The 26,902-nt window shown below is 67.5% G+C and carries 21 protein-coding genes and 1 tRNA gene; 5 read left to right on the top strand and 17 right to left on the bottom strand.

The features are described 5' to 3' along the window. Window positions 1-20: 20 nt before the first annotated feature. Together fdh and AB0O44_RS11965 are read right to left on the bottom strand one after the other, a co-directional pair. A complete protein-coding gene (gene fdh, locus AB0O44_RS11960) occupies window positions 21-3,341 on the bottom strand; it encodes a formate dehydrogenase (RefSeq protein ID WP_364137610.1) in 3,321 nt (1,106 codons plus the stop codon). A gap of 77 nt (window positions 3,342-3,418) precedes the next feature. Further along, window positions 3,419-4,360 carry a LysR family transcriptional regulator gene (locus tag AB0O44_RS11965; RefSeq protein WP_364137611.1) on the bottom strand — a complete coding sequence of 314 codons (942 nt, stop codon included), beginning with the start codon at window positions 4,358-4,360 and terminating at the stop codon, window positions 3,419-3,421. A 120-nt stretch (window positions 4,361-4,480) separates the two neighbouring features. On the opposite strand from AB0O44_RS11965, the gene AB0O44_RS11970 reads away from it, so the two are divergent. From AB0O44_RS11970 to AB0O44_RS11980, 3 genes are read left to right on the top strand one after another with little or no spacing between them, the layout of a single operon-like run. After that, on the top strand, window positions 4,481-5,473 hold the full coding sequence (locus tag AB0O44_RS11970; protein WP_364137613.1) for a DUF1852 domain-containing protein: 993 nt from the start codon (window positions 4,481-4,483) through the stop codon (window positions 5,471-5,473). Between the two features lie 20 nt (window positions 5,474-5,493). Continuing rightward, complete coding sequence (locus AB0O44_RS11975; protein ID WP_364137615.1) at window positions 5,494-6,540, top strand: methionine synthase; 1,047 nt, start codon at window positions 5,494-5,496, stop codon at window positions 6,538-6,540. A gap of 2 nt (window positions 6,541-6,542) precedes the next feature. After that, window positions 6,543-7,115 carry a flavin reductase family protein gene (locus AB0O44_RS11980; protein WP_364137617.1) on the top strand — a complete coding sequence of 191 codons (573 nt, stop codon included), beginning with the start codon at window positions 6,543-6,545 and terminating at the stop codon, window positions 7,113-7,115. A gap of 258 nt (window positions 7,116-7,373) precedes the next feature. Here AB0O44_RS11980 and AB0O44_RS11985 read toward each other — a convergent pair. Next, a tRNA-Leu gene (locus tag AB0O44_RS11985) sits at window positions 7,374-7,455 on the bottom strand. Between the two features lie 207 nt (window positions 7,456-7,662). On the opposite strand from AB0O44_RS11985, the gene AB0O44_RS11990 reads away from it, so the two are divergent. Next, the gene (locus tag AB0O44_RS11990; protein ID WP_290258035.1) at window positions 7,663-8,268 is read left to right on the top strand and encodes a response regulator; all 606 of its coding nucleotides are present in this window, start codon (window positions 7,663-7,665) and stop codon (window positions 8,266-8,268) included. A gap of 77 nt (window positions 8,269-8,345) precedes the next feature. Here AB0O44_RS11990 and pyk read toward each other — a convergent pair whose 3' ends face one another. The 11 genes from pyk to hisI all read right to left on the bottom strand — a co-directional run bounded on the left by pyk (window position 8,346) and on the right by hisI (window position 23,730). Next, window positions 8,346-9,845 (bottom strand): pyruvate kinase, encoded by a 1,500-nt coding sequence (gene pyk, locus AB0O44_RS11995; RefSeq protein ID WP_290258036.1) that lies wholly within the window; start codon window positions 9,843-9,845, stop codon window positions 8,346-8,348. 104 nt (window positions 9,846-9,949) lie between these two features. Then, window positions 9,950-11,407: a glutamate synthase subunit beta gene (locus AB0O44_RS12000; RefSeq protein WP_364137619.1), complete on the bottom strand. Its 1,458-nt coding sequence runs from the start codon at window positions 11,405-11,407 to the stop codon at window positions 9,950-9,952. Beyond that, complete coding sequence (gene gltB / locus AB0O44_RS12005; RefSeq protein ID WP_290258038.1) at window positions 11,400-16,016, bottom strand: glutamate synthase large subunit; 4,617 nt, start codon at window positions 16,014-16,016, stop codon at window positions 11,400-11,402. The genes AB0O44_RS12000 and gltB overlap by 8 nt, the downstream gene beginning before the upstream one ends. A gap of 262 nt (window positions 16,017-16,278) precedes the next feature. After that, window positions 16,279-17,538 carry a prolipoprotein diacylglyceryl transferase gene (gene lgt, locus AB0O44_RS12010; protein WP_364137621.1) on the bottom strand — a complete coding sequence of 420 codons (1,260 nt, stop codon included), beginning with the start codon at window positions 17,536-17,538 and terminating at the stop codon, window positions 16,279-16,281. Window positions 17,539-17,541: 3 nt separating this feature from the next. Then, complete coding sequence (gene trpA, locus AB0O44_RS12015) at window positions 17,542-18,372, bottom strand: tryptophan synthase subunit alpha (protein ID WP_364137623.1); 831 nt, start codon at window positions 18,370-18,372, stop codon at window positions 17,542-17,544. Then, a complete protein-coding gene (gene trpB / locus AB0O44_RS12020; RefSeq protein ID WP_364137625.1) occupies window positions 18,369-19,733 on the bottom strand; it encodes a tryptophan synthase subunit beta in 1,365 nt (454 codons plus the stop codon). The genes trpA and trpB overlap by 4 nt, the downstream gene beginning before the upstream one ends. Window positions 19,734-19,828: 95 nt before the next feature. Further along, a complete protein-coding gene (gene trpC, locus AB0O44_RS12025; protein ID WP_364137627.1) occupies window positions 19,829-20,644 on the bottom strand; it encodes an indole-3-glycerol phosphate synthase TrpC in 816 nt (271 codons plus the stop codon). A gap of 2 nt (window positions 20,645-20,646) precedes the next feature. Continuing rightward, window positions 20,647-20,934, bottom strand: coding sequence for an HGxxPAAW family protein (locus tag AB0O44_RS12030; RefSeq protein WP_290258043.1), 288 nt, complete (start codon window positions 20,932-20,934; stop codon window positions 20,647-20,649). 113 nt (window positions 20,935-21,047) lie between these two features. Then, window positions 21,048-21,662: a Trp biosynthesis-associated membrane protein gene (locus tag AB0O44_RS12035; protein ID WP_364137629.1), complete on the bottom strand. Its 615-nt coding sequence runs from the start codon at window positions 21,660-21,662 to the stop codon at window positions 21,048-21,050. Further along, window positions 21,659-23,227, bottom strand: coding sequence for an anthranilate synthase component I (locus AB0O44_RS12040; protein WP_364137631.1), 1,569 nt, complete (start codon window positions 23,225-23,227; stop codon window positions 21,659-21,661). The genes AB0O44_RS12035 and AB0O44_RS12040 overlap by 4 nt, the downstream gene beginning before the upstream one ends. Window positions 23,228-23,334: 107 nt before the next feature. Further along, window positions 23,335-23,730 carry a phosphoribosyl-AMP cyclohydrolase gene (gene hisI, locus AB0O44_RS12045; RefSeq protein WP_364137633.1) on the bottom strand — a complete coding sequence of 132 codons (396 nt, stop codon included), beginning with the start codon at window positions 23,728-23,730 and terminating at the stop codon, window positions 23,335-23,337. A gap of 243 nt (window positions 23,731-23,973) precedes the next feature. On the opposite strand from hisI, the gene AB0O44_RS12050 reads away from it, so the two are divergent. Further along, window positions 23,974-24,618, top strand: coding sequence for a TIGR03085 family metal-binding protein (locus AB0O44_RS12050; RefSeq protein WP_364137635.1), 645 nt, complete (start codon window positions 23,974-23,976; stop codon window positions 24,616-24,618). Between the two features lie 48 nt (window positions 24,619-24,666). Here AB0O44_RS12050 and AB0O44_RS12055 read toward each other — a convergent pair whose 3' ends face one another. From AB0O44_RS12055 to AB0O44_RS12065, 3 genes are all read right to left on the bottom strand, one after another. After that, window positions 24,667-25,524 carry a response regulator transcription factor gene (locus AB0O44_RS12055; protein ID WP_364137637.1) on the bottom strand — a complete coding sequence of 286 codons (858 nt, stop codon included), beginning with the start codon at window positions 25,522-25,524 and terminating at the stop codon, window positions 24,667-24,669. Between the two features lie 281 nt (window positions 25,525-25,805). After that, window positions 25,806-26,294, bottom strand: a complete 489-nt coding sequence (locus AB0O44_RS12060; RefSeq protein WP_364137639.1) for a hypothetical protein — start codon at window positions 26,292-26,294, stop codon at window positions 25,806-25,808. Between the two features lie 79 nt (window positions 26,295-26,373). After that, window positions 26,374-26,883: a hypothetical protein gene (locus AB0O44_RS12065; RefSeq protein WP_290258050.1), complete on the bottom strand. Its 510-nt coding sequence runs from the start codon at window positions 26,881-26,883 to the stop codon at window positions 26,374-26,376. Window positions 26,884-26,902: the final 19 nt, after the last annotated feature.

Raw genomic sequence — 26,902 nt, forward strand, 5'->3', positions numbered from 1 at the left:
GGCAGCTCCCGGGGCGCGGGTCACGGTGCCTGCCCGCCCGGGTGCTCACGCGGGTGCTCGCCCTCGGCTTCCGGGTGGGTCACCGTGCTGTTGCTGGTCTCCACGGTGAGCCCGGCGCGCTCCTGGTACTCGGCGACGAGCGCCAGCAGTTCCCGTCCCCGCGGCCTGCGACCGGGGCGGATGTCGCAGGAGGCCACCTTCGATTCCTGGATCTGGACGTTGGGATCGAGGGTCACGCCCAGCAGGTCGTTGGCGGCGTCCCCGCTGACGACGGCGCTGTTCCCGACGCCCCAGTGGTAGGGCAGCCCGATCTGGTGCACGGTGTGGTTCCCGACGGTCAACGGCGTCATCCGCTCGGTGACCAGCACCTTCGCCTCGATCGCGGAGCGCGCCGAGATGATGGTGGCCCACCCGTACGGCTCCAGTCCGCGTTCGGCGGCGAGTTCGGGAGAGACCTCGCAGAACATCTCCGGCTGCAGCTCGGACAGGTACGGCAGCCAGCGGCTCATGCCGCCCGCCGTGTGGTGCTCGGTGAGCCGGTACGTGGTGAACACAAACGGGTAGACATCAGCGCCAGGATCGCCTGCGCTGGGCGCGCTGAGGTTGTCCTTCCGCGGGTACTTCAGGCGTGACGGGCTCTGCTGCTGCGGGTAGAGGCCGTTGGCGACCGGTGATTCCTGGGCCTCGTAGTGGGTCGGGAGCGGCCCGTCCACGAGTCCCTTCGGCGCGAAGAGCCAGCCCTTGCCGTCGGACTGCATGATGAACGGATCGTCGCCGCTGAGCGCGGCCGGTCCGCCCACGGACGGGTCGGGTTTGGTCCCGGGCGCAAGGGTCGGCGGGAAGTCGGGGACGTCGTCGCCCACCCACTTGCCTTGTTCCTCGTCCCACCAGATGTACTTCTTGCGTTCGCTCCACGGCTTCCCGTCCGGGTCGGCGGAGGCGCGGTTGTACAGGATTCGTCGGTTGGCCGGCCACGCCCAGCCCCACTCAGGGGCCGCTGGTCCCTGTTCGTCGCCCGGCTTCCGGTTGGCGGCCTGGTTGATGCCGTCGGCGTAGACGCCGGTGTAGATCCAGCACCCCCCGGACGTGGAACCGTCGGCGCGCATCTCGGTGTAGGCCGAGAGGGGCTTTCCCGCGTCCGGTCCGGTGAGGTGACGGCCGTTGATTTCGGCCAGCACCGACTCGGGATCGGGGTCGCCATGCTCGTCCGTCGGGTAGTCCCACGTCAGGTCCAGCAGCGGCCGGTCGCGTTCGTCCTGCGAGTCCGCGAGCTTCTCCCGGATCCGGTGACCGAGTTCGTAGAAGAACTGCAGTTCGCTCTGGCACTCCCCCGGCGGGGCCACCGCCTGGTGGCGCCACTGCAGCAGCCGCTGGGTCTGGGTAAAGGACCCGGCCTTCTCCACGTGGGTCGCCGCCGGCAGGAAGAAGACCTCCGTCTCGATGTCCTCGGTGCTCAGTTCCCCGGACTCGATCTCCGGGCCGTCCTTCCACCACGTCGCCGACTCGATCATGTTCAGGTCGCGGACCACCAGCCACTTCAGGTGGGACATGCCCAAGCGCTGCATCCGGCCGTGGGCCGAGCCCACCGCCGGGTTCTGGCCGAGCAGGAAGTAGCCTTCCACCTCATCCCGAAGCATGCTCATCACGGTCTCGTAGGTACCGTGCGCACCGGTGAGGCGCGGCAGGTAGTCGTACGCCCAGTCGTTGTCCGCCGTCGCCGCGTCACCCCACCACGCCTTCAGCAGGCTGATGGTGTACGCGTCGGCATCAGCCCAGAAACCCTTTTGGTTCTTCGAGGCGTTCGCCTTGAGGTACTCCTCCAGGGTGTCGTGGCGGCCAGCACTGGGCATGGGCAGGTAGCCGGGAAGCAGGTTGAACAGCGTGGGAATGTCGGTGGAACCCTGGATGCTGGCGTGGCCGCGCAGGGCCATGATCCCGCCGCCCGGACGCCCCACATTCCCCAGCAGCAACTGCAGGATGGCGGCGGCACGGATGAACTGGGCGCCCAGGGAGTGCTGGGTCCAGCCCACGGCGTACGCGAAGCAGGTGGTCCGGTCGCGGCCGGAGTTCTCCGTGATGGTCTTGGCCAGGTAGGCGAAGTCCGCTTCGCTGATGCCGCACATGTCCCGCACCATCTCGGGGGTGTAGCGGGCGTAGTGCCGCTTCACGATCTGGAAGACGGTCCGCGGGTTCTGCAGCGTGTCGTCGCGGAGCACCTCGGCGTGTTCGAGGGGCGGGCCGCCGCTGCCGAGCGCGTCGCCGGCGGCACGGGCCCCGGCTTCGGCGCCGTGTTCCGGACCTCCGGGTTCGGTGATGGAACCGTCGCTGGCTTCGTCGTAGGCCCAGGACGAGTTGTCGTAGGCGCCCTTCTCCGGGTCGAACCCGGAGAACAGGCCGCCCAGGTCCTCGGCGTCGCGGTAATCCTCGTGGACCAGCGTGGCCGCGTTGGTGTACGCGGACACGTACTCCTTGAACCACAGGTCATTGGCGATGACGTAGTTGATCAGGGCGCCAAGCAGCACGACGTCGGATCCGGCCCGGATCGGCAGGTGCTTGTCAGCGACCGCCGAGGTGCGGGTGAAGCGGGGGTCGATGTGGATGACCTTGGCTCCGCGCGCCTTCGCCTCCGCCACCCATTGGAATCCGACCGGGTGGCACTCGGCCATGTTGGATCCCTGAATGATGATGCAGTCGGCGTTGGCCATGTCCTGCAGTGATTGCGTAGCACCACCGCGTCCAAACGAGGCTCCCAAACTGGGAACCGTGGCGGAGTGTCATATACGGGCTTGGTTCTCCGTCTGTACCGCTCCGGCGGCGGTGAAGAGCTTCTTGATCAGGTAGTTCTCTTCGTTGTCCAGGGTGGCGCCGCCGAGGGAGGCGATGCCCATGGTCCGGCGCAACAGGCGCCCGTGGTCGTCGGTCTGCTGCCAGGTCCGGCGGCGGCTTTCGATGAAGCGGTCGGCGATCATGTCGACGGCGGTGGAGAGTTCCAGCCGCTGCCATTCCTTGGCGCGGGGGGCGCGGTAGAGGACCTTCGTCTGACGGCCGGGAGAGTTGACGAGCTGTTCGCTGGCGGAGCCCTTGGGGCAGAGCCGGCCGCGCGAGATAGGCGAATCCGGGTCACCCTCGATCTGGACGACGCGTTCGTCTTTCACGTAGACGCGCTGGCCGCAGCCGACGGCGCAGTACGGGCACACGCTTTGCACCACCTTGTCGGCGGTGGCCGTGCGCGGGGCGATGCTTCGGGTCTTGGGCGAGGTCACGGAGGGACCACGCCCGAGCAAATCGCCGGTGCTGAGCTGCCGAATCACCGGCCATTCTAGAAAACTCCGCGGTGCCATCTTTGGAGCTTATCCCAGATCACATTCGGCGCAACAGGAACGCGCCGCCCGGGTGGCACCCGCCTTGCCGGTTGCAGTCAGTCGAGTAGCCCCACGCCGAACTCAGAGACCACGGCCCGCAGTTCCCCGAGGTAGCGCTTCGCCTGCTCGGTCAGCGGTATCGCGGCGTGACCGATCCAGCCGATCTCGATGCGTTCGTCAACGTCGAGCGGGATGGCGACGATCTCGGGGTCGAGTTCCCCGCTGATGATGCCCGTCGAGATCGTGTAGCCGTGGAGCCCGATCATGAGGTTGAAGATCGTGGCACGGTCGGAGACCCGGATCTCCTGCTTGCTGGACATGGTGGAGAGAATCTCTTCGGCGAAGTAAAAGGAGTTGTTCGCACCTTGATCGAAAGTCAGCCGCGGCATGCCGGCGAGATCGTCGAGAGTCGCGCGCTCCTTGGACGCAAGCGGGTTGTTCCGTGCAACGAAAATGTGCGGATCGGCGTGAAAAAGTGGGGTGAACGCGAGCCCGGATTCCCGGAGCAACTTGTCGATGACCTTGCGGTTGAAATCGTTCCGGTAAAGGATGCCTATCTCGCTGCGGAGGGTGCGGACGTCCTCGATGATGTCCCAGGTGCGGGACTCACGGAGCGAGAACTCGTATTCGGCCACGTCAGTGGCTTTGACCATCCGGACGAAGGCGTCCACGGCGAACGAGTAGTGCTGCGTTGACACCCCCAACAGACGCCGCGTCGGCGGCCTGCCAAGGTAACGCTGCTCGAGGAGAGCGAATTGCTCGACGACCTGCCGCGCATACCCGAGGAACTCTGCCCCGTCCGCGGTGAGGGTGACCCCGCGGGCGGAGCGAACCAGGAGTGCGCGGCCCACCCGGGCCTCAAGGTCTTTCATCGCCGCGGACATGGTCGGCTGGGCTACGTAAAGAAGATCGGCGGCTGCGGAGATCGACCCCTCAGCTGCAACTTCTATGAAGTAGCGGAGCTGTTGCAGAGTCAGTCCGCTCGAAAGATGTGGCATAGGCAAATGCTATATCAGCGCATAGCAAGGCACAGTTACTCGATAGCTGTCGGCAGGTTGCACCATTGACACATCTCTTCTGGACGGCCATCCCGGCCCATCACCACGGATTGGCAGCACATGGCAGACGACTTCACCTTCAGCATCCGCACCACACGCTTCGACGAGGACTACACCCCGTCGGAGGACTCCCGGATCACGACCAATTTCGCCAACCTCGCACGGGGCGAGCACCGCCGGGAAAACCTCCGCAATGCCCTGACCATGATGCGGCGCCGCTTCAACGATCTGGCGGACTGGGACAACCCTGACAGGGACCGCTATGTGCTTGAGCTTGACATCGTCTCCGTGGAGATAGAGTTCACCGCGGATGGTACGGATCGGCGGTTCCCCCTGTTCGAGGTTCTCGACATCTCGATCGTCAGCCGACTGAACGGGGTCCGCCACCATGGGATCGTCGGGAACAACTTCTCTTCCTACGTCCGTGACTTCGACTTCAGCGTAGTGCTGCCGGCGGCGGCAGCGGAGTCCGGCAAGCCGACCATCCCCGAGGACTTCGGCGATCTTCACGGCAAACTGTTCCAGCAGTTCCTCGACTCCCCGGCATGCCGGGAACGCTTCCCGCAGCCGCCCGTGGTGTGCATCAGCGTCTCGACGAGCAGGACGTATCGGCGGACGGAGAACCGGCACCCGGTCCTGGGCGTCGAGTACCAGCAGGACGAGTTCTCACTGACCGACGCGTACTTCGCAAAGATGGGGCTTCAGGTCCGCTATTTCATGCCACGCGGCAGCGTTGCGCCGCTTGCCTTCTATTTCCGCGGCGACCTGCTCAACGACTACTCCAACCTGCAGCTCATCGGCACGATCAGCACCATGGAGACGTTCCAGAAGATCTACCGCCCGGAGGTCTACAACGCGAACTCCGCCGCCGCCGCCGTCTACCAGCCGAGCCTGGGCGAGCAGGATTACTCGCGGACCCAGATCGCCTACGACCGGGTCGAGCGCGGTCAGCTCGCGATCACGCAGGCGAAGTACACGGAAGAGCACTTCATCACGCCCCACAAGGATCTACTGGACCAGTGGACCGCCAATTACCCCGCTCTCGTCAACTGACCCACGGAGAACCCTCACTCATGAACACACTGTTGCCCACCACCGTCGTCGGAAGCCTGCCGAAGCCATCGTGGCTCGCCCAGCCGGAGACTCTTTGGTCCCCGTGGAAGCTGGAGGGAGATGCACTGCTCGAGGGCAAGGAGGATGCGCTGCGCATCGCAATCCACGAGCAGAGCCGACGCGGCATCGACATCGTCGGTGACGGCGAGCAGACCCGCCAGCACTTCGTCACGACCTTCATCGAGAATCTCAGCGGGGTCGACTTCGAACAGCGCAAGACCGTGCGCATCCGCGACCGCTACGACGCGAGCGTGCCGACCGTCGTCGGACCGGTGCGCCGCGAACGGCCGGTCTTCGTCGACGACGCAAAGTTCCTCCGGGCAACCACCGACCGCCCGATCAAGTGGACCCTTCCTGGTCCGATGACGATGGTGGACACGCTCTACGATGACCATTACAAGAGCCGCGAGAAGCTGGCCTGGGAGTTCGCCACGATCCTGAACCAGGAGGCGAAAGAGCTGGAAGCGGCCGGCGTGGACATCATCCAGTTCGACGAGCCCGCGTTCAATGTTTTCCTCGACGAGGTTAAGGACTGGGGCGTGGCCGCCCTGGAGAGAGCGGCAGAGGGACTGCGCGCGGAGACCGCCGTGCATATCTGCTACGGCTACGGGATCAAGGCCAATAACGACTGGAAAGCGACGCTCGGCGCGCAGTGGCGGCAGTACGAGGAGACCTTCCCGCTGTTGCAGGCCTCCAGCATCGACATCATCTCGCTGGAATGCCAGAACTCCCACGTGCCCATGGACCTCATCGAACTCCTCCGCGGCAAGAAAGTCATGCTCGGGGCCATCGACGTCGCAAGCGAGACCGTCGAGACCCCGGAGGAGGTCGCCGACACGCTCCGCCGGGCCCTCCAGTTCGTGGATGCGGACAAGCTGATCCCCAGCTCCAATTGCGGCATGGCACCGTTTCCCCGGGATGTGGCGCTGGCGAAGCTGAGTGCCCTGAGCGCAGGGACGAACATCGTCCGCGAGGAGCTCGCCCGCTCCGCCCCCGGGGCGTCGTAACCGTGTTTCACGCCTACCCTCCGGACACCTGGCTGCAAGCACCCGCGCAACGCTTCCCGTCCTCCCTCACGGCCGACGAATTCAAAGCGCTGTTCCGCGGCCACCCGGGAGGTGTCGCCGTCATCACCGCAGATGCCGGCGAAGGACCGGTGGCGCTGACGGTATCGTCGGTCGTGTCGGTGAGTGCGGACCCTCCGTTGCTGATCTTCTCGGTCTCGGCGCTTTCTTCGGCGTCGGAGGTACTTCTGCGCGCCGAGACCGTCGTCGTGCACCTGCTGGACGCGCACGACGTCGACCTGGCGAAGCGTGGAGCGACCCCCGGGGCCGACCGCTTTGACCAGACGCACCGCTGGTCGACCCTTGCAACCGGCGAGGCGGTGTACGACGACGCGCGTGCCTGGGTGCGCTGCGCCGTGATCAACCGCATGGAGGTCGGGACGTCCACGATCATCGCCGTCAACGCCCTGGAATTCCGCATGATGCGTGATGTCCAACCGGGTGAACCCGGCGACGCACTGGTTTACCACAACCGTTCATGGCACCGGCTGGGCGAGCATTCGAAGCTTGAGGACTGAGCACCGCGCCAACAGTGCCCAAGAAGACTGGCCCCAGCCGGCCTCGGAGCGGTCCCCTCCGACGAGGGGTCGCGCTGCGGGCCGAACCGCATGAGGACGCCGCTTTGCTGCGTCGCCGCCTCTGTCCGGGGGCACTTTCAGGGTCAATGCCCGACGCCGGCGGCCTGGCGAACGGCGAGTCCGCGCCAAAGTGCCCCCGGGAGGAGCGCTGCACAGACGTTAAAGCAAAAAACCCCTCTGACGAGGGGTGCGTTACTGTGCCCGAGGTGGGACTCGAACCCACACACCTTTCGATACCGCATTTTGAGTGCGGCGCGTCTGCCAATTCCGCCACTCGGGCGCGGAGACACCGGCTGTCATAATCGGCCGCTCCAGGGGTCCTGTGAGCAACGCGATCGCTTCCGGTGCGCGGATTTACTCTACATGCAGATAGGCTGAATTCCAGAATCGCGCCAGTGAAGCCGCATCGATCCCCAACGGCCCCAGTACACCCGCGGACGCGCCACAGAATGGCACAACGCCCGCCGTACCTTTTCAAGGAGTTCCCGTGTCAGAACAGACGGATTCCACCCCCGCTTCCCAGCCCGCCCGCCGCGTCGTGGTCGCCGAGGATGAGACCCTCATCCGCCTGGACATCATCGAGATCCTGCGCGGCGAGGGCTACGACGTCGTCGGCGAGGCGGACAACGGCGAGAAGGCCGTGCAGCTCGCCGAGGAGTTGAAGCCGGATCTGGTCCTCATGGACGTGAAGATGCCCGTCATGGATGGCATCTCCGCCGCCGAGAAGATCGTCAAGGCGCGCATCGCCCCGGTCGTGCTGCTGACCGCCTTTAGCCAGAAGGAACTGGTCGAGCGCGCCCGCGACGCCGGCGCCATGGCCTACGTGGTCAAGCCCTTCACCCCCGCGGACCTGATCCCCGCCCTGGAGATCGCCCTGTCCCGGCACGAGGAGATCAAGGCCCTGGAGAGCGAGGTCAGCGACCTGCAGGAGCAGTTCGCCACCCGCAAGCTGGTCGAGCGCGCCAAGAGCCTGCTGACCACCAAGATGGGCCTGACGGAGCCGGAGGCTTTCCGCTGGATCCAGAAGACCTCGATGGACCGCCGCCTGAGCATGCGCGAGGTCGCCGAGACCATCATCAACCAGGTCAATTAGAGCCACACAGCACGTAAACAAGGAGGGCCCCGCCGCTGGTTTCCAGCGGCGGGGCCCTCCTTTCTGTGTCCGAAGAACTAGATCTTGTTGTTCTTCTTCTTCTTTTCCGGCCACGGGCCGAGCTTGTCCTTGGTGACGGTCGCGTCGCCCTGGCTGCCGGCGTCGGCGAGGTCGCCTACGCGGTGCACCTTGAGCATGTTGGTCGAACCGGCCTTGCCCGGAGGCGAACCGGCGGCGATGACCACCATGTCGCCGTCGTCGACGAGGTCCATCTCGAGGAGGTTGCGGTCCACCTGGGCCGTCATCTCATCCGTGTGGCCCACCATCGGGACCAGCACCGGCTGGATGCCCCAGGTCAGCGCCAGCTGGTTCCACACGTGCTCCACCGGGGTGAACGCGAAGACCGGGCGGGTGGGGCGCAGGCGGGAGAGGCGGCGGGCGGAATCACCGGACTGGGTGAAGGTGCAGATGTACTTCGCCTCCAGCTGGTCGGCGATCTCGACGGCGGCACGGGTGATGGCGCCGCCGCGGGTCTTGGGCTTGGTGCCCAGCGGGGGGACGCGCTCCAGGCCGTGGACCTCGGTGGATTCGATGATCCGGGCCATGGTCTTGACGGTCTCGATCGGGAATTTACCCACGCTGGTTTCGCCGGAGAGCATGACCGCGTCGGCGCCGTCGAGCACGGCGTTGGCGCAGTCGGAGGCCTCGGCGCGGGTCGGGCGCGGGTTGTCGATCATGGATTCGAGCACCTGGGTGGCGACGATGACCGGCTTGGCCCAGCGGCGGGCCAGTTCGACGGCGCGCTTCTGCACGATCGGCACTTCCTCCAGCGGAAGCTCCACGCCGAGGTCGCCACGGGCCACCATGATGGCGTCGAACGCGTCGATGATCTCGGGCAGCTGCTCCACGGCCTGCGGCTTCTCGATCTTGGCGATCACCGGAACCCGGCGGCCCTCCTCGTCCATGATCTCGTGGACGCGGGTGATGTCGGAGGCATCGCGGACGAAGGACAGCGCCACCATGTCGACGCCGCGCTTCATGGCCCAGCGGAGGTCATCCTCGTCCTTTTCGCTCAGCGCGGGCACGTTGACGGCCACGCCGGGGAGGTTGATGCCCTTGTTGTTGGACACGAAGCCGCCCACGACCACCTGGGCCACAACCTTGACGTCGTCGACCTCCAGCGCGCGCAGGGCCACCTTGCCGTCGTCGATCAGCAGGGCATCGCCCGGGTTGACGTCCTCGGTGAGGCTTTTCAGGGTGGTGGAGCAGATGTCCTTGGTGCCCGGGACGTCCTCCGTGGTGATGGTGAAGATGTCGCCGACGGCGAGCAGGTGCGGCCCGTCGACGAAGCGGCCGAGGCGGATCTTGGGACCCTGCAGGTCGGCCATGATGGCGACGGCCTTGCCGAGCTGCTTGGAGGCCTTGCGCACGTTCTCGTACGTGTTGTCGTGCACGGAGTAGTCGCCGTGGCTCATGTTCATCCGGGCCACATCCACGCCGGCTTCCAGCACGGCGAGAGTGTTCTCGAAGCTGGCGATCGCCGGTCCAAAGGTGGCCACAATTTTAGCGCGTCTCATATACCTACCCTAGTAGTCTCTTGGTTGTTTAAGCTGACGGGGAGAAGAACGGCAGGCGTCCTTCACGGGCCGGCGAGGGATCGCCCCGCCGGCCCGGAGCCGGTTTAGAGGACCGAGATGGCACGGTCCGTCGGCGCGACTGGCGCGGGCAGCGTGGTGCTGCCCATCAGGAACTTGTCCACCGCAGCGGCGCAGGCCCGGCCCTCGGCGATCGCCCAGACGATCAGCGACTGGCCGCGGCCGGCGTCACCGGCGACGAACACGCCCTCGGTGTTGGTCATGTAGTAGCCGTCCCGGGCCACGTTGCCGCGGCCGTCGAAGTCGGCACTGACCTGCTCGGTGATGCCGGCCGGTTCGGCGCCGGTGAAGCCGAGCGAAAGGAACACCAGGTCCGCCGGGATAATCCGCTCGGTCCCGGCCTTGGGCAGGCGCTTGCCGTCGACGAACTCGGTCTCGGCGACTTTGACGCCGGTGAGCTTGCCGTTCTCGCCGACGAACTCGACGGTAGAGGCCAGGTAGGTCCGCTCGCCGCCTTCCTCGTGGGCGCTGGCCACCTCAAACAGGGTCGGGAACGTCGGCCACGGCTGGTGCGGGGCGCGCTCGGTGGCTGGCTGCTTGCCGATCGCCAGGGTGGTCACGGATGCCGCCTGGTGCCGGTGCGCCGTGCCGAGGCAGTCCGCGCCGGTGTCGCCGCCGCCGAGGATGACCACGTGCTTACCGGCGGCGTTGATCTGGTTCTCCACGGCTTCCCCCGCCACCACGCGGTTCGCGGGCACCAGGTAATCCATGGCGAAGTGCACACCCTCGAGCTCGCGGCCCGGGATCGGCAGGTCACGGGGCACGGTGGCGCCGGTGGCGATCACGACGGCGTCGTAGCGACGGCGCAGCTGTTCCCAGGTCACGTCGGTGCCGACGGCGACGCCGGTGCGGAACCGGGTCCCCTCGGCCTTCATCTGGTCCAGCCGGCGGTCGACGTGGTCCTTTTCCATCTTGAAGTCGGGGATGCCGTAGCGCAGCAGTCCGCCGATCTTGTCGTCGCGTTCGTAGACCGCGACCGTGTGGCCCACCCGGGTGAGCTGCTGGGCCACGGCCAGGCCGGCCGGTCCGGAGCCGACGACGGCGACCGTCTTGCCGGTGAGGCGTGCCGGCGGCAGCGGGGTGACCCAGCCGTTGTCGAACGCCTGGTCCACGATCGAAACCTCAACCTGCTTGATGGTCACGGCGGGCTGGTTGATGCCCAGCACGCAGGACGCCTCGCAGGGGGCGGGACAGAGCCGGCCGGTGAACTCGGGGAAGTTGTTGGTGGCGTGCAGCCGCTCCATCGCCTCTTCGCCCTTGTCCCGCCAGACCAGGTCGTTCCATTCCGGGATCAGGTTTCCCAGAGGGCAGCCCTGGTGGCAGAACGGCACGCCGCAGTCCATGCAGCGGCCGGCCTGGGCCTTCAGGACACCCTTCTCCTGCGCCTCACAGACCTCTTTCCAGTCCATGATGCGGACCGGGACGGGACGGCGCGGCTGGGTCTCACGCTGGCGTACTTTCAAAAATCCGCGTGGATCAGCCACCGGTAACCTCCAGGATTCGAGACCAAACTTCTTCGCCGTCGGGGTCGAGGCCCTCTTCGATGGCGTCGAGACGGGTTTGCAGGACCGCCGCGTAGTCGCGCGGCAGGACCTTAGTGATGCGGGCGGCGGTGTCGTCGAAGTCCTCGAGCAGCCGGGCGGCATGCTGGGACTCGGTTTCCTCCACGTGCCGGGTCAGCAGCGCGCGGACGATCTCGCGGTCCTCGGCGTCGAGCTCGCGCAGCAGCAACTCGCCGGCGTCGAGGGCCTGCTTGTTCACCCGTTCGGGCTGCAGGTCCAGGACGTAGGCGGTGCCGCCGGACATGCCCGCGCCGAAATTCCGGCCGGTCCGTCCGATGATGAGCGCCTGGCCGCCGGTCATGTACTCGCAGCCGTGGTCGCCGATGCCCTCGACGACGGCGGTGGCGCCGGAGTTGCGGACCATGAACCGCTCCCCCACCTGGCCGCGCAGGAACAGCTCGCCGCTGGTGGCGCCGTAGCCGATCACGTTGCCCGCGATGACATTGCGCTCGGCCGGGAAGACGTTGGTGCGGTCCGGGCGGACGATGACGCGGCCACCGGAAAGGCCCTTGCCGACGTAGTCGTTGGAGTCACCGAACATCCGGAGCGTGATGCCCGCGGGCAGGAACGCCCCGAGCGACTGTCCGGCGGTGCCGGTCAGGGTGATGTCGATGGTGTCCGGGGCGAGCACGTCGGTGCCGAAGGTCTTGGTGACCTCGTGGCCCAGCATGGTGCCCACGGAGCGGTCCGTGTTGATCACGTCAACAGAGATCTTCACCGGCGTCCGGTCGCTGAGGGCCTCGGCGGCCATCCCGATCAGGCGCTGGTCGAAGTGCTTGTCCAGTTCGTGGTTCTGGCCGGTGAGGTTGCGCAGCGGCGCGTCGTCGTCGAACTCCAACCCGTGCAGGATGGGGTCCAGGTCCAGGCCCTCGGCCTTCCAGTGGCTGATCGCCTCGCGGGTGTCCAGCATCTCGGCGTGGCCAATTGCCTCCTCCAGGCTGCGGAAGCCCAGTTCGGCGAGGATCTCGCGGACTTCCTCGGCCAGGAATTCGAAGAAGTTGACCACGAACTCGGGCTTGCCGTTGAACCGGGACCGGAGTTCCGGGTTCTGCGTCGCGACGCCCACCGGGCAGGTGTCGAGGTGGCAGACGCGCATCATGATGCAGCCGGAGACCACCAGCGGCGCGGTGGCGAAGCCGTATTCCTCGCCGCCGAGCAGCGCGGCGATGACCACGTCGCGGCCGGTCTTGAGCTGGCCGTCCACCTGCACCACCACGCGGTCGCGCAGGCCGTTGAGCATCAGGGTCTGCTGGGTCTCGGCGAGGCCGAGCTCCCACGGCACACCCGCGTGCTTGAGCGAGTTCAGCGGCGAGGCGCCGGTGCCGCCGTCGTGGCCGGAGACCAGCACGACGTCGGCCTTGGCCTTCGTCACGCCGGCGGCCACGGTGCCGATGCCCACCTCGGAGACGAGCTTGACGTGCACCCGCGCCGAGGGGTTGGCCCGCTTGGCGTCGTAAATCAGCTGCGCCAGGTCCTCGATCGAGTAGATGTCGTGGTGCGGCGGCGGGGAGATGAGTCCGACGCCGGGCGTGGAGTGCCGGGTCCGGGCCACCCAGGGGTAGACCTTCTGGGCCATCAGCTGGCCGCCCTCGCCGGGCTTGGCGCCCTGGGCCATCTTGATCTGGATGTCGTCGGCGTTGGTCAGGTAGAGGCTGGTGACGCCGAACCGACCGGACGCGATCTGCTTGACCGCAGAGCGGCGGGTGGGGTCCAGCAGCCGCTCGACGTCCTCGCCGCCCTCGCCCGTGTTGGACTTGCCGCCGAGGCGGTTCATCGCGATGGCGAGGGTTTCGTGGGCTTCCTGGGAGATGGAACCGTAGCTCATCGCGCCGGTGGAGAAGCGCTTGACGATGCTGGAGACCGGTTCCACTTCCTCCAGCGGCACGGCCGGGCGCAGTCCGTCCTTGAACTTCAGCAGCCCGCGGAGGGTCATGAGGTTGGTGGACTGGTCGTCCACACCGCGGGTGTAGGCCTTGAAGATGTCGTAGCGGCGTTCCCGGGTGGCATGCTGCAGCCGGAAGACCGTCTCCGGGTTGAACAGGTGCGGTTCACCGTCGCGGCGCCACTGGTACTCACCGCCGCCCAGCAGCGGCTGGTGCGGCTGCTCGATCCCGTTCTCCGGGTAGGCCATGCGGTGCCGGGCGGCCACCTCGGCCGCGATGACGTCGAGGCCGACGCCGCCGAGCTGGGAGTGGGTGCCGGCGAAGTATTCGTCCACCAGTTCCTGGCCGAGGCCGAGCGCCTCGAAGGTCTGGGCGCCGGTGTAGGAGGCCACCGTGGAGATGCCCATCTTGGACATGATCTTCAGGACGCCCTTGCCGAGGCCCTTGATCAGGTTGTAGACGCCGTCCTGCGGGGTGACGCCGGTGACGTCGCCGCAGGCGATGAGCTGTTCCACGGATTCCATCGCCAGGTACGGGTTGACCGCGGACGCGCCGTAGCCGATCAGCACGGCCACGTGGTGGGTCTCGCGGACGTCTCCGGCCTCGACCACCAGCGCGGTCTTGGTGCGGTTGGCGCTGCGCAGCAGGTGGTGGTGCACGGCGCTGACCAGCAACAGGGACGGGATCGGGGCCCACTGGGCGTTCGAGTCACGGTCCGAGAGCACGATGTACTGCACGCCGCGGTTGATCGCGCCGGAGACCTGCTCGCAGATCTCGGTCAGCCGGGCCCGGAGCGCGTTCTCGCCGCCCTCGGGCCGGTACAGGCCGCGGACCTTCATGGCGACGCGGTCGCCGTCGGCGTTCTCGATGTTCGCGATCTTGGCCAGCTGGTCGTTGTTGATCACGGGGAACGGCAGCGAGACCTGAGGCTGTCGGACCCGCTTGGTGTCCAGCAGGTTGCCGTTGGGGCCGATCGCGCAGGTCAGCGACGTGACCAGTTCCTCGCGGATGGCGTCCAGCGGCGGGTTGGTGACCTGGGCGAAGGACTGGACGAAGTAGTCGAACAGGAGCCGGGGCCGCTTGGAGAGGACGGCCACCGGGGTGTCCGAACCCATGGCGCCGAGGGGTTCGGCACCGGTCCGGGCCATCGGGCCGAGCAGGATCTTCAGTTCCTCGGTGGTGTAGCCGAAGGTGCGCTGGCGGATGTTCACCGACGCGGCGGTGTGCACCACATGCTCGCGCTCGGGCAGATCCTTGAGGTCGATCAGGTTGTCCTTGAGCCATTCGGCCCAGGGGTTGGCCGCGGCCACCTCGGCCTTGACCTCGGAGTCGTCGATGATGCGGCCGGCCTCGGTATCCACCAGGAACATCTTGCCGGGCGAGACGCGGCCCTTCTTGACCACCTTGGCCGGCTCGACGTCGATCACGCCGACCTCGGAGGCGAAGACCACCAGGCCGTCCTCGGTGATCCAATAGCGACCCGGACGCAGGCCGTTGCGGTCCAGGGTGGCGCCGACCAGGGCGCCGTCGGTGAAGGACACCGCGGCGGGGCCGTCCCACGGCTCCATCAGCAGGGAGTGGTACTCGTAGAACGCACGGCGGGCGGGGTCCATGGTGGCGTGGTTTTCCCAGGCCTCGGGGATCATCATCATGATCGAGTGCGTGATGGGCCGGCCGGAGAGCCAGAGCAGCTCGGCGACCTCATCGAACGACGCCGAGTCCGAGGCGCCGGGGGTGCAGATCGGGTACAGCTCCTCGGGGCTGTCGCCCAGCAGCGGGTTGGCCAGCTGCGACTGGCGGGCCCGCATCCAGTTCCGGTTGCCCTTGACGGTGTTGATCTCGCCGTTGTGCGCGATGGTGCGGAACGGCTGGGCAAGGGGCCAGGACGGGAAGGTGTTGGTGGAGAAGCGCGAGTGCACGATCGCGAGCTTGGTCTTGAAGCGCTTGTCCGAGAGGTCCGGGTAGAACGGCTCCAGCTGCGCGGTGGTGAGCATGCCCTTGTAGACGATCGTCCGGGACGAGAGCGACGGGAAGTAGACGCCGAACTTATTCTGCGCTCGCTTGCGGATGCGCCAGGCCCGGGAGTCCAGGTCGTTGTGGGAGAGCGCCTCACCGGTGCTGGAGGCTAGGAACGGCTGGGAGAAGTACGGCATGCAGGCCCGGGCCATGGCGCCGACCAGGTCGGCGACCACCGGCACCTCACGCCAGCCGAGGACGGTGAGGCCCTCATCGGCGGCGAGGGCTTCGATGCCTGCCTTCGCGGCGTCGGCTTCGCGCTGTTCGGCGGGGAGGAAGGCGGTGCCCACCACGTACTGGCCGGCGGCGGGCAGCTCGAAGCTGGTCACGGCACGGAAGAACTCGTCCGGGATCTGCATGAGGAGGCCGGCACCGTCGCCGGTTCCCTCATCGGCTCCGACGGCGCCGCGGTGTTCGAGGTTGCGCAGGGCGGTGAGGGCGGCATCGACGATGTCGTAGCCGGGTTCGCCGCGGAGGGTGGCAATGATGGCCAGGCCGCAGGCGTCCTTCTCCTGCTCCGGGTTGTAGAGGCCTGCGGCGTCGGGCAGTGCCGCGAAGCGCCGGAAAGGCGAGAGTGCCGTCGCGGGCTGGTCCGGTTCGGACCAGCTGGGGCTGTGCAGAGTTTGGGTCATGGGAGACGTCCTTCCTCCTGATCGAGCGTATGGGAGGGACAACATTGGCCCGTGACGCTGCGCCGGTGTGACGGGCACAACAGTGTGATTTTCCTACTGGAATTGTAGGCCAGAGCCGCATACTGCACGAACAGTTACGCGGGCCGCCGGCCGGACTTGCGCGCGGCGGTTATGTGCCGGACGCGCTGTCCTATGAGACCACGACGCTGTGGGTAACGGGCCCGGGCGGGGGTTTCCCTGCAGCCCGAATGCCGGTCCTGAACTATGGGGTGGCGTCAGTCTCCGGCGCGGGTCCGGCGGCGCGGCGGCCGGTTTTCCCGGTTGCCGGCTCCGCGGCGGCGGCATCGTGGCCGCCGTTGGGTTCGCCCGCGGCAACGGCCTGGGCCGAAGCCCGGTCCGGACCGCTGGTATTCACCCGGAGATTATCACGGGATTCATTATCTGAGACAGCCGAGTCCGAATGGCGGACGGCCGGGACGGTGGCCTTCTCGGCGTCGCGGCCGCCCTCGACGGCGTCGCCGTCGCGGTCCTCCGCGTCCCGTTCGCCGTCGCGCTCTTCCGCGCTGCCTTCGGCGACGTGGTCGTCGTCGGCATCCTCAGCGTCACCCTCGACGGCGGCGGGTTCGCGGCCGGGCAGGTACACGGTGTCCTCGCCCGTCTTCTTCCGCAGCCCCTGGAGGATGAAGGCCAGCAGCGAGCCGGCCAGGACCAGGAGGCTGGTCCAGACGTTGAGGCGGGTGGTGATGCCGAACAGGCTGATCTGCTCGGCATCGTCGATGCGCATGGCCTCGATCCAGACCCGACCCAGCGTGTAGTACATGGCGTAGAGCCAGAAGAGCCGGCTGCGGCGGAAGGAGAACCTCCGGTCCAGGGCCAGCAGGATCACGACGCCGACGAGGTTCCACAGGGACTCGTAGAGGAACGTCGGGTGGAAGAGCGTGTCCGCCGGCATGCCGGCGGGGAAGTTCGGGTTGGTGGGGTCCACCTGCAGGCCCCACGGCAGGGTGGTGGGCCCGCCGAAGAGTTCCTGGTTGAAATAGTTGCCCCAACGGCCGATGGCCTGGGCCAGCAGCAGGCCGGGCGCGGCGGCGTCGACGAAGGCGCTGAGCTTGACGCCGGAGCGGCGGCAGCCGATCCAGGCTCCCACCGCGCCGAGCACCACGGCGCCCCAGATGCCCAGGCCGCCCCGCTGGATCTGCGGGATGAGCGAGAGGTCGCCGGTGCCGTCGAATCCGGGGCCGAAGTAGGCGTCCGGGGAGGAAACCACGTGGTAGAGCCGGCCGCCGATGATGCCGAACGGGATGGCCCAGATGGCGATGTCCCAGACGCTGCCCTCAGGGGCACCGCGCTTGGCCCAGCGCACGGAGGTGAGCCAGAGGCCGGCGATGATGCCGGCCAGGATGCACAGCGCGTAGGCGTGGATCCGCAGGGAACCCCAGGGCAGCGGGATGTCGAACCCGGACCAGACCGGGCTCGGTATGCTCGTGGGAACCAGCGCTGCCGCGTGGAGGACTGCCTGCATTGACTACGCTTCTTCCTTGGTGAGGCCGGTGCTGAGCTCTTTCGTGAGGGACGCTACCGCATCAACGCCGCCCTCACCGATCGCCGCGACCAGCGCGGTGCCGACGATCACGCCGTCCGCGTAGGCGGCGATCTCGCGGACGTGGCCGGCGTTGGAAACGCCCAGGCCCACACAGACCCGCTCGGCGCCGGCGGCACGGGCCGCGGACACCACGTTCTTCGCGGCGGAGCTGACCGAGGTGCGGGCACCGGTGACGCCCATGATGGAGACCGCGTAGACGAAGCCGCGGCTGGCGTCCACGGTGCGCTTCATCCGTTCCGGAGTCGAGGACGGCGCCACCAGGAACACCCGGTCGAGGCCGTACTTGTCCGAGGCGGCCATCCATTCGGTGGCCTCGTCCGGGATCAGGTCGGGCGTGATGAGCCCGGCTCCCCCGGCCTCGGCCAGGCGGCGCGAGAATTCGTCCACGCCCATCCGGACCACGGGGTTCCAGTAGGTCATGACCAGGACGGCCGCGTCGGTCTTGCTGGTGATGCCGCGGACGACGTCGAAGACCTGGCCCACCTGGAATCCCTTGGCGAGGGCCTCGGTGGTGGCGGCCTGGATGACCTGACCGTCCATGACCGGGTCCGAATACGGGATCCCGATTTCGATCAGGTCGGCGCCGTTTTCGGCCAGCGCGATGCCGGCGGCGATGGTTTCCTCGACGGTGGGGTACCCGGCGGGGAGGTAGCCGATCAGCGCGGCGCGGCCCTGGGACCGGGCGCGGTCGATGGCGGCGGCGGACTTGCTGGCCGTTGCGGCGTTTGCGGCGGCAGGCGTCTCGGAGCTCACAGCTGCTCCCCTTCCTTGGCGATCTCCGCTTCCGGAGAGTTCTTGTCCAGCAGGTCGAACCATTCCGCGGCGGTGGCCACGTCCTTGTCGCCCCGGCCCGAGAGGTTTACCAGCACGATCTTCTCGTGCACGCTCTCCGGGTTGCCGGACTCGGCCGCTTCAGCGGCGAGGCGCTGGCCGATCTTGATGGCACCGGCAAGGGCGTGGGCGGATTCGATGGCGGGGATGATGCCCTCGGTGCGGCACAGCAGCCGGAACGCATCCATGGCCTCGCTGTCCGTGATGGGCTCGTAGCTGACGCGGCCGATGTCCGAGAGGTAGGAGTGCTCCGGGCCGACGCCCGGGTAGTCCAGGCCCGCGGAGATGGAGTGCGATTCAACCGTCTGGCCGTCCTCGTCCTGCATCAGGTAGGAGCGGGCGCCGTGCAGCACGCCCGGGCGGCCGAGTGTGATGGTGGCGGCGTGGCGGCCGGTCTCGACGCCGTCGCCGCCGGCCTCGAAGCCGTAGATCTTCACGGAGGGATCGTCCAGGAAGCCGTGGAAGATGCCGATGGCGTTGGAGCCGCCGCCGATGCAGGCGCAGACCGCATCCGGCAGCCGGCCGGTCTGTTCCAGCATCTGGGCGCGGGCTTCCTCGCCGATGACCTCGTGGAAGTAGCGCACCATGGCCGGGAACGGGTGGGCGCCGGCGGCGGTGCCCAGCAGGTAATGGGTGCTGTCCACGTTGGCCACCCAGTCGCGGAGCGCCTCGTTGATGGCGTCCTTGAGGGTCTGGGAGCCGTTCGTCACGGGGACCACGGTGGCGCCGAGCAGCTCCATCCGGGCGACGTTGAGGGCCTGCCGGCGGCAGTCCTCGGCGCCCATGTAGACGACGCACTCGAGCCCCAGCAGGGCCGCGGCGGTGGCGCTGGCCACGCCGTGCTGGCCGGCGCCGGTCTCGGCGATGACGCGGGTCTTGCCCATCCGCTTGGCCAGCAGGGCCTGGCCCAGGACGTTGTTGATCTTGTGCGAGCCGGTGTGGTTGAGGTCCTCGCGCTTGAGGAAGATCCGCACTCCCCCGGCGTGCTCGGCGAACCGCTTGGCCTCGGTCAGCAGCGAGGGCCGGCCGGAGTAGTTCTTGTTCAGCTCGGCGATCTGAGCGGTGAACTCGGGATCGGCCTTGGCCTTCTCGAAGGTGTCCTCGAGTTCGTCCAGGGCGGCGATCAGGGATTCGGGCATCCAGCGGCCGCCGTAGGAACCGAAGTACGGTCCCGGGGCGTGCCGCAGCGAGGGCGTGCCCTGCGCTGCTTCATCGGGTCGGTTGCCCTGCAGGAACGCGTCCGCGGGGCTTTCCTCTGAGCCGGTCATGGGTGCATCGACCATCAGTCTCACCATCCTGTTCCACTGCTAACTAGATCTTGGGGGCCGAACGGAGGCGTCGGAGGGCCGGACCGCAGAGGCCCGGTGCCCTCCCGGCGTCAGGCCCGTGCTGCGATTTCCTCGGCGCCCGCGGCCATGAATTCGGCGATCCGCTCCTGCGGGGTCGCGTTCTTGACCAGGGCTTCGCCGACGAGGACGGCGTTGGCGCCGTGCGCCGCGTAGTGCCGGACGTCCTCGACGTCGCGCACACCGGACTCGCCGACGACGAGCGCGCCGGCGGGGATGGCTGCGACGAGGTCGGCGAAGACGGAGCGGTCGACGTCGAGCGTCTTGAGGTTGCGGACGTTGACGCCGATGATCCTGGCACCCGCCGCCGCGGCCCGTTCGACTTCCTCCGGGGTGTGGGTCTCGACCAGGACGTTCATTCCCAGCTCGTGGCTCAGCGCCGCATAATCACGGAGCTGGGCGTCGGAGAGGGAGGCGACGATCAACAGGACCAGGTCCGCGCCGTGGGCGCGGGCTTCCCAGAACTGGTACTCATCGATCATGAAGTCCTTGCGCAACAGCGGAACGTCCACCGCGGCGCGGACCGTGTCCAGGTCCGCAAGGGAACCGTGGAAGCGGCGCTGCTCTGTCAGGACGCTGATCACGGCCGCACCGCCGTCGGCGTACTGACGGGCCAGCGAGGCCGGATCGCCGATGGTGGCCAGCGCACCCTTGGAGGGGCTGCTGCGTTTGATCTCGGCGATCACCTTCAGCTGGTCCCTGGCGGAGTCTCCGCCCAGGGCGGCCCAGGCATCGCGGGCCGGAGCGACGGCCGCCACGCGGTCCTTCAGCTCGGCGAGCGAAACCAGCCGCTGGCGGGCCTCCATATCCTCCCGGACACCGGCATTGATGTCGTCGAGAACACTCACTCCTAGTGGCCGGAGTTCTTCAGCTTGCTGCCGCCCACGCCGTAGCCGGCCTTGCGCATGGCGAAGCCAACGACCAGGCCCACCAGCATGATGACCGCGCCGGCGACGAAGATCGGGGTGTTGGCAATCACGAAGGCGATCGATGCGATGAGTGCGCCCACCAGCATGATGATCACGGTGGTCCAGGCGGCGGGGCTGTTGCCGTGGCCGGTGGGCTCGCTGTGGTCGACGTCGTCGTAGATGCCGGTGCCGGCGGCGGGCTTCGGTGCAGACATGGGGGCTTTGCTCATGGAAATCTCCTCAGGATCAATACTGCTTACATTCTGCCATTTTTTGGCCGTGACAATGGCCGGGGACGCGAGCGGGACGGTCGGCACGCGAGCCGGGCCGCGCGGGGCGCTGCCTACGTCGGGTCGTCGCCGCGGGTGAGCCGGTCCCAGCTGTCGATTTCGTCGGCGGGACCCCCGGTGCCGGCTTTGACGGCGGCGGCGTCATATTTCGTCCGGCTCTTCCAGTGCCGGCCGGCCGGGACGATCAGCAGCGCGGACAGGCTCAGGAGCGCCCCGGCGACAACGGCCAGGACGGGGAAGACGGTGGTGGCCACCGAGACGTTGCTGCCGCTGATGCCCGTGGCGGCGGCAATGGATCCCTGCGCGGCGGCCAGCGGGTCAGCCAGCACGGTGCCGGCGGCGGTGACGATTCCGGCGGCTGCGAGCAGGATGATGACCGTAATGACCCAGCGTGCCACCTTGCCGCCGATGGCGGCGGCGAGTCCGCCGGCCAGGGCCACGAGGGCCAGCGCCGTGACCGCCGTCGCGGCCTTGCTCCCCTGCACCTGGAGGCCGTCACGGTTGGCGACGGCCTGGCCCAACTGCCCGGCGTCCAGCCTGACGGTGAGCCAGGTCTGGGTGGTGGCGCCGAAGACCGCCAGGGCCAGCACCACGATCAGCAGGACCAGGGTGGACTTGCGGGCCCAGCGGGGAACCACCGGGCTGGTGCTCTTGACCGTGCCACTCATGCCCGGCTCCCCTCGGCACCCGGCACCGTGTCCGGGGTGATGGTGTGCAGGGACTGGGCCGTGTGCACCGCGCGCATGGGGGCCGCGGCCTTGTTGATGGTTTCCTGGGCCTCAGCGGCGTTCACCGAGTCCGCGACGATCCCGCCGCCGGCTTGGACGTAGGCGCGTCCGTCGCGCAGCAGGGCGGAACGGATGGCGATGGCCATGTCCATGTCGCCGGCGAAGTCGAGGTAGCCCACCACGCCGCCGTAGATGCCGCGGCGGTGGGGTTCCAGCTCGTCGAGGAGGCGAAGGGCGCGCGGCTTGGGGGCGCCGGAGAGCGTACCGGCCGGGAAGGTGGCCTTCAGGACGTCGTAGGCGGTGGCGTCGGGGGCGAGCCGGCCGACGACGGTGGAGACCAGGTGCATGATGTGGCTGAACCGCTCCACCTCCATGAACTGGGTGACGTCCACGGTGCCGGCGACGCAGACCTTGGAGAGGTCGTTGCGGGAGAGATCCACCAGCATCAGGTGCTCGGCGCCTTCCTTCTCGTCGGCGAGCAGTTCCTCGGCCAGGGCCTTGTCCGCTTCCACGGTCTTGCCGCGCGGGCGGGATCCGGCGATCGGGTGGGTGATGACCTCGTCGCCGGTGACCGTCACGAGCGCCTCGGGCGAGGAGCCGACGATCGAGTATTCGCGGCCGTCGGCGTCGGCCAGGCTGAAGAGGTACATGTAGGGGCTGGGGTTGGTGTTGCGCAGTACGCGGTAGACGTCCAGCGGGTCCGCGCCGCACTCCATCTCGAAGCGGCGGGAGATCACCACCTGGAAGACCTCCCCGTCAATGATCGCCTCCTTGCCGCGGTCCAGGGCGGCGAGGTACTGGTTCTCGTCCCAGCGCTCCTGGACGCTGGAGGCGAAGTCCAGGGCGGCGGATTCCAGCACGGAGACCGGCTGCGCCGTGGGGGTGCTGACCTTGGCGAGCAGTTCCTTGACCCGGGCGACGGCGTCGTGCCAGGCCTCGTCCACGCGTTCGGAGCTGTTGTCGAAGTTGATCGCGTTGGCGATCAGCAGGACGGTGCCGTCCATGTTGTCGTGCACGGCCATGTCGGTGACCATGTTCAGCGCCATCTCGGGCAGCTGCAGGTCATCCTCGGGCGGGCTGGTGAGCTTTTCCCAGTGGCGCACGGACTCCCAGCCGAGGAAGCCGACCAGGCCCGAGGTGAAGGGCGGCAGGCCCTCGAAGCGTTCGGTGTGCAGGGCGCGGACGGTGTCCCGGACGGCGTCCACGGGGCTGCCGGACAGGGGGACGCCCACCGGCGGTTCGCCGAGCCAGTGCGCCTGGCCGTCCTTGGTGGTCAGCGTGGCGCGCGACCGGGCACCGATGAAGGAGTACCGGGACCAGGATCCGCCCACGGCAGCGGATTCGAGCAGGAACGTTCCCGGCTGGCCCTGGGCGAGTTTGCGGTAGAGGCCGATAGGTGTTTCGGCGTCGGCCAGCACCTTGAGGCGGACCGGGATGACGCGGTTGCCGGCCGCGAGCTCGCGGAACTCCTCCAGGCTGGGGCTGATGATTCCGAGGTCCTGCATGGCTGCGTACTTCCACCTGTTCTGTAGGTCTAAGGTGTGCGGGTTGGTTCGGCTGCGGTAGTTCCCGGCTGCGGCGGCGCCGGCTGCGCCGGATGGTGCCGGACGGGTCAGCCGGCGTGGCCGACGACGGCGTCGAGGTCGCGTCCGTCGAAGCAGGTTCGGGTGCCGGTGTGGCAGGCTGCGCCCACCTGGTCCACGCGGACCAGCAGGGCGTCGCCGTCGCAATCCAGCGCCAGCGACTTGACCCACTGGACGTGGCCGGAGGTATCGCCCTTGCGCCAGTATTCCTGGCGGGACCGGGAGTAGAAGGTCACCCGGCCGGTGGTCATGGTCCGATGCAGCGCCTCGTCATCCATCCAGCCGAGCATCAACACCTCGCCGGTATCGAACTGCTGGATGATCGCGGCGACCAGTCCGGCGGCGTCCCGCTTAAGGGACCGTGCGAGGTCCTCGGGGAGGGGGCCGGAAGGCGCGGCGGGGGCGGGGGCGGGCTGCTCAGACATCACCCCCAAGTCTAGTGCCTGCGCGGGACACGCCACCCGCCGGGTCCCAGTGCGAAGTCTTCGGCGCCACCGAACCACCTCCGGGCGACCTCGACGCCGTGCACCGGGGCAGCCGCCGGGCTTGGCCCGCCGTCGTCGCCCTATCTCCTTCATCACCCGCACCACGGGTTACGGCCACGGGTTGCGAAATGACGGCCGTTTCCTGTGCGCAGGGAGGGGCGTCTCGTGCTAGTTTCACAAGTGATGCATTTCGTCGACCCGTCCCGAGAAGTCCTGGCCGAAACCCTGCTTGCGGCCGGCCCCGACTCCCCCACGCTCTGCAAGGGCTGGCAGACGCGTGATCTTGCCGCGCACCTGTACCTGCGCGAGCGTAAGGCGCGCGTGGGACTGGGCCTGCTGATCAAGAGCCTGAGGAAGACCTCGGATGAGGCGACGGCGGAACTCGCGGAGACCCTGAAGAGCCCTGAGGCGTACGCGACGCTGGTCAACACCTTCCGCGCCGGTCCGCCCGCCCTGTCCCCCATGCGGATCAAGGCGCTGGATGAGAGCTCCAACCTGACCGAATATTTCGTCCACACAGAGGACGTGCGCCGGGCTGTGGACCGCTGGGCCCCGCGGGCGCTGGACGAGGGCTATTCGGATGCGCTGTGGGATGACCTGATCAAGCGCGCCGCCATCCTCTACCGCGGCGTCGACCTGGGCATCGTGCTGGTCAGCCCGTCCGGACCCCGGCACGTCGCCAAGCGGGCCCCCGTCTCCGTGGCGATCGTCGGCGAGCCCGGCGAACTGCTGATGCATGCCCACGGCCGCACCCGGCACGCGCTGGTCACCTTCGAGGGCCAGCCCGACGCCGTCGCCCTCCTGCAGTCCGCCGAAGTCGGGCTCTAGGCGACTGCCCGCGGGCACGACTGCAGGGAAGCCATGAGCTGGGACAGCTCAAGGCTTGGTGGCGGCCAGCGTCCGGGCGAGCCTGGCAGCAGCTGCGGTCCGCCCCCCTGTGGCCTCGGATTGTGAAGGATCCTCGCTGACGCATTCCCGCAGTGCGGCCGTGACATCGGAGACCAGGTCGGGGAAAGCGCAGGACCGGTAGTCCGCGCCGTCGGCAGCGACGGCACGTGAACGGTTGAGCGTCCCGGCTACCATGACGGCCACCTCGGTTCTTCGGGCCATGCCAAGCTTGCTCAATATCGAGGAGACCATGTTCTTTACCGTCTTCTCCGCGATGAACATCTCCTGACCAATCTGCCGATTGCTGAGCCCGGTGGCGATGCCCAGGGCAACTGTTGATTCGCGCTTCGACAGGTCCCGTAGCCTCATCTCGTCAACCCCTGGATGCACATCCCGGGCCGGTCCCATGAGGGCCGGGTAAAACCTGCGGCTGTACGCGGCGTGGCCGGAGAGGACGCGGGAAATCAGCCTGAGCTGCTCACCGCTGTCATCCAGCTTCGAAAGGCAACCCCAGGCACCCGCGAGGATTGAGCGGATGAGCACCGATTCGTCGTCGCTGGCTGTCATGAGGATGCACCGGATAGATGGGTCGGCCGTGGTGACGGCGCGGCATACTTCCGCTCCCGAGCCGTCCGGAAGATCATCATCGAGAATGGCCAAGGCAGGGCGCAGGGCAGGAATCCGGCGGGACGCCTCACGCGCCGACCCGGACTCGCCCACAACGACCAATCCGGCAGACTCCACCAAATAGCGCGCGCCACGCCGCACAATTTCGTGGTCGTCCAACAGGTACACTCCGCCGCCAGGAGCGGCAACGGGCAGAGGGAATTCCGGGTCAGCCATCATTGCTGTTCCGATCTGTCGCCTTTGCCTCCAAAGGCGCCGTCCATGAATCACTGGGCCCGCTTAGGACAACGCGGGTAGTTTCCCGCCCGAGGCTAGCAGGCCCTCCCGGGAACCGCGCACCGCCCCCACGACGCCGACCAAGAGGGGTCCAAACCCTAGACCCCACCGAGCCCACGAGACAGTGCCCAACGTCCCGAGAGCAGGCCGCCGCGGATTCCCGCCGTCGCATGACCGCGCAAAGGACGCTTCCCTAGCTGTCAATTGTCAGGTGCCGCGGCAGGTTACTGCGCACGCGTCGGTTGGCGGCGGGCAACCAGGTCGGCAACACCTACCCCAATGAGAGCCAGGATTAGCGGTGATTTGGCACCTTCTGCAGCGATCACCAGGATCAGGGACTGCTGCTCCCCGGCGGGGTGCTGTCCAGTCGTCATCGTAGTGCCGATGAACGCAACAGCAGCCAGGGTTGCCAGCGCTACGATCCGGCCGGCTGTGCCCCGGAGGATATTGCGGTGCACCATCACCGCTGCGAGGGCGAGGAGAATCAGACTCAGCCGCCACACGTATGGCAACCAGCCGGCTGAGATCCCAACGGCGCGGGAATCAAAGGTCATGAATGCGCTCATCCCGGACATCACAAGCTGCATCGTGAGATAGCCCGTCAAGAGAATGAGCAGCAGCGAACCCGCCACAGCGGTGACAACAGCAATTGCCGGCCCACGTTCCGGCGCCGGCGTTGTATTCGGCCTGTTCTGACCAGTCAGCTGCTGCACCGAGACTCCCCCCCATTAGTTGTGCCTCGACTCTAAACCCTCGGGAACGGTCCGATAGGAATCAGGGAAATCCGGTGATTCACGTCATGGTGTTCGCCTTGGCCGCGGTCGGAGGACACGCAGTGCCGATCGTGGGTCGCTGCCCGGACCTGTAGGCCGAGGCTATGACGGGTCCAAGCTCATCCATCACCGTATGGTTCCCGGGGAGCACCACATGGGCCAGAAATTCGGACTCCAGCGTTGCAACGCCCGCTGTCGCTGCCGCGAGTTTGGCATCCGTCGACAGGGCTAAGGCGTGCCAGAAGCGACGGGCATCGAGTTCGAGCACTCGTGCGGAAGCGTCCCGGCCGGGGACCTCGGAGACTCCATCCGGAGCAGTAGCGTGCGCCTTTGCCGGCACCAGCGGAAGCACCATCCGGAATTGCCTTCCGCAGGCCCTGAACGAAATAGCGTTCAGATGGCCACGTTGGCTGAAAATAATCTCGGTTGCCCCAAAGTTCAGCAGGGAACGTTCGATGTGTTCCCGTGAAGCACCGACGCTAATGGAATCACCCCGCGTGTAAAAACTCCGGGAGTCGTAAATTGCCACACCTCCAACTATCCCCCGC

The sequence above is a fragment of the Arthrobacter sp. NPDC080082 genome, from assembly GCF_040686595.1.
GTDB lineage: Bacteria > Actinomycetota > Actinomycetes > Actinomycetales > Micrococcaceae > Arthrobacter.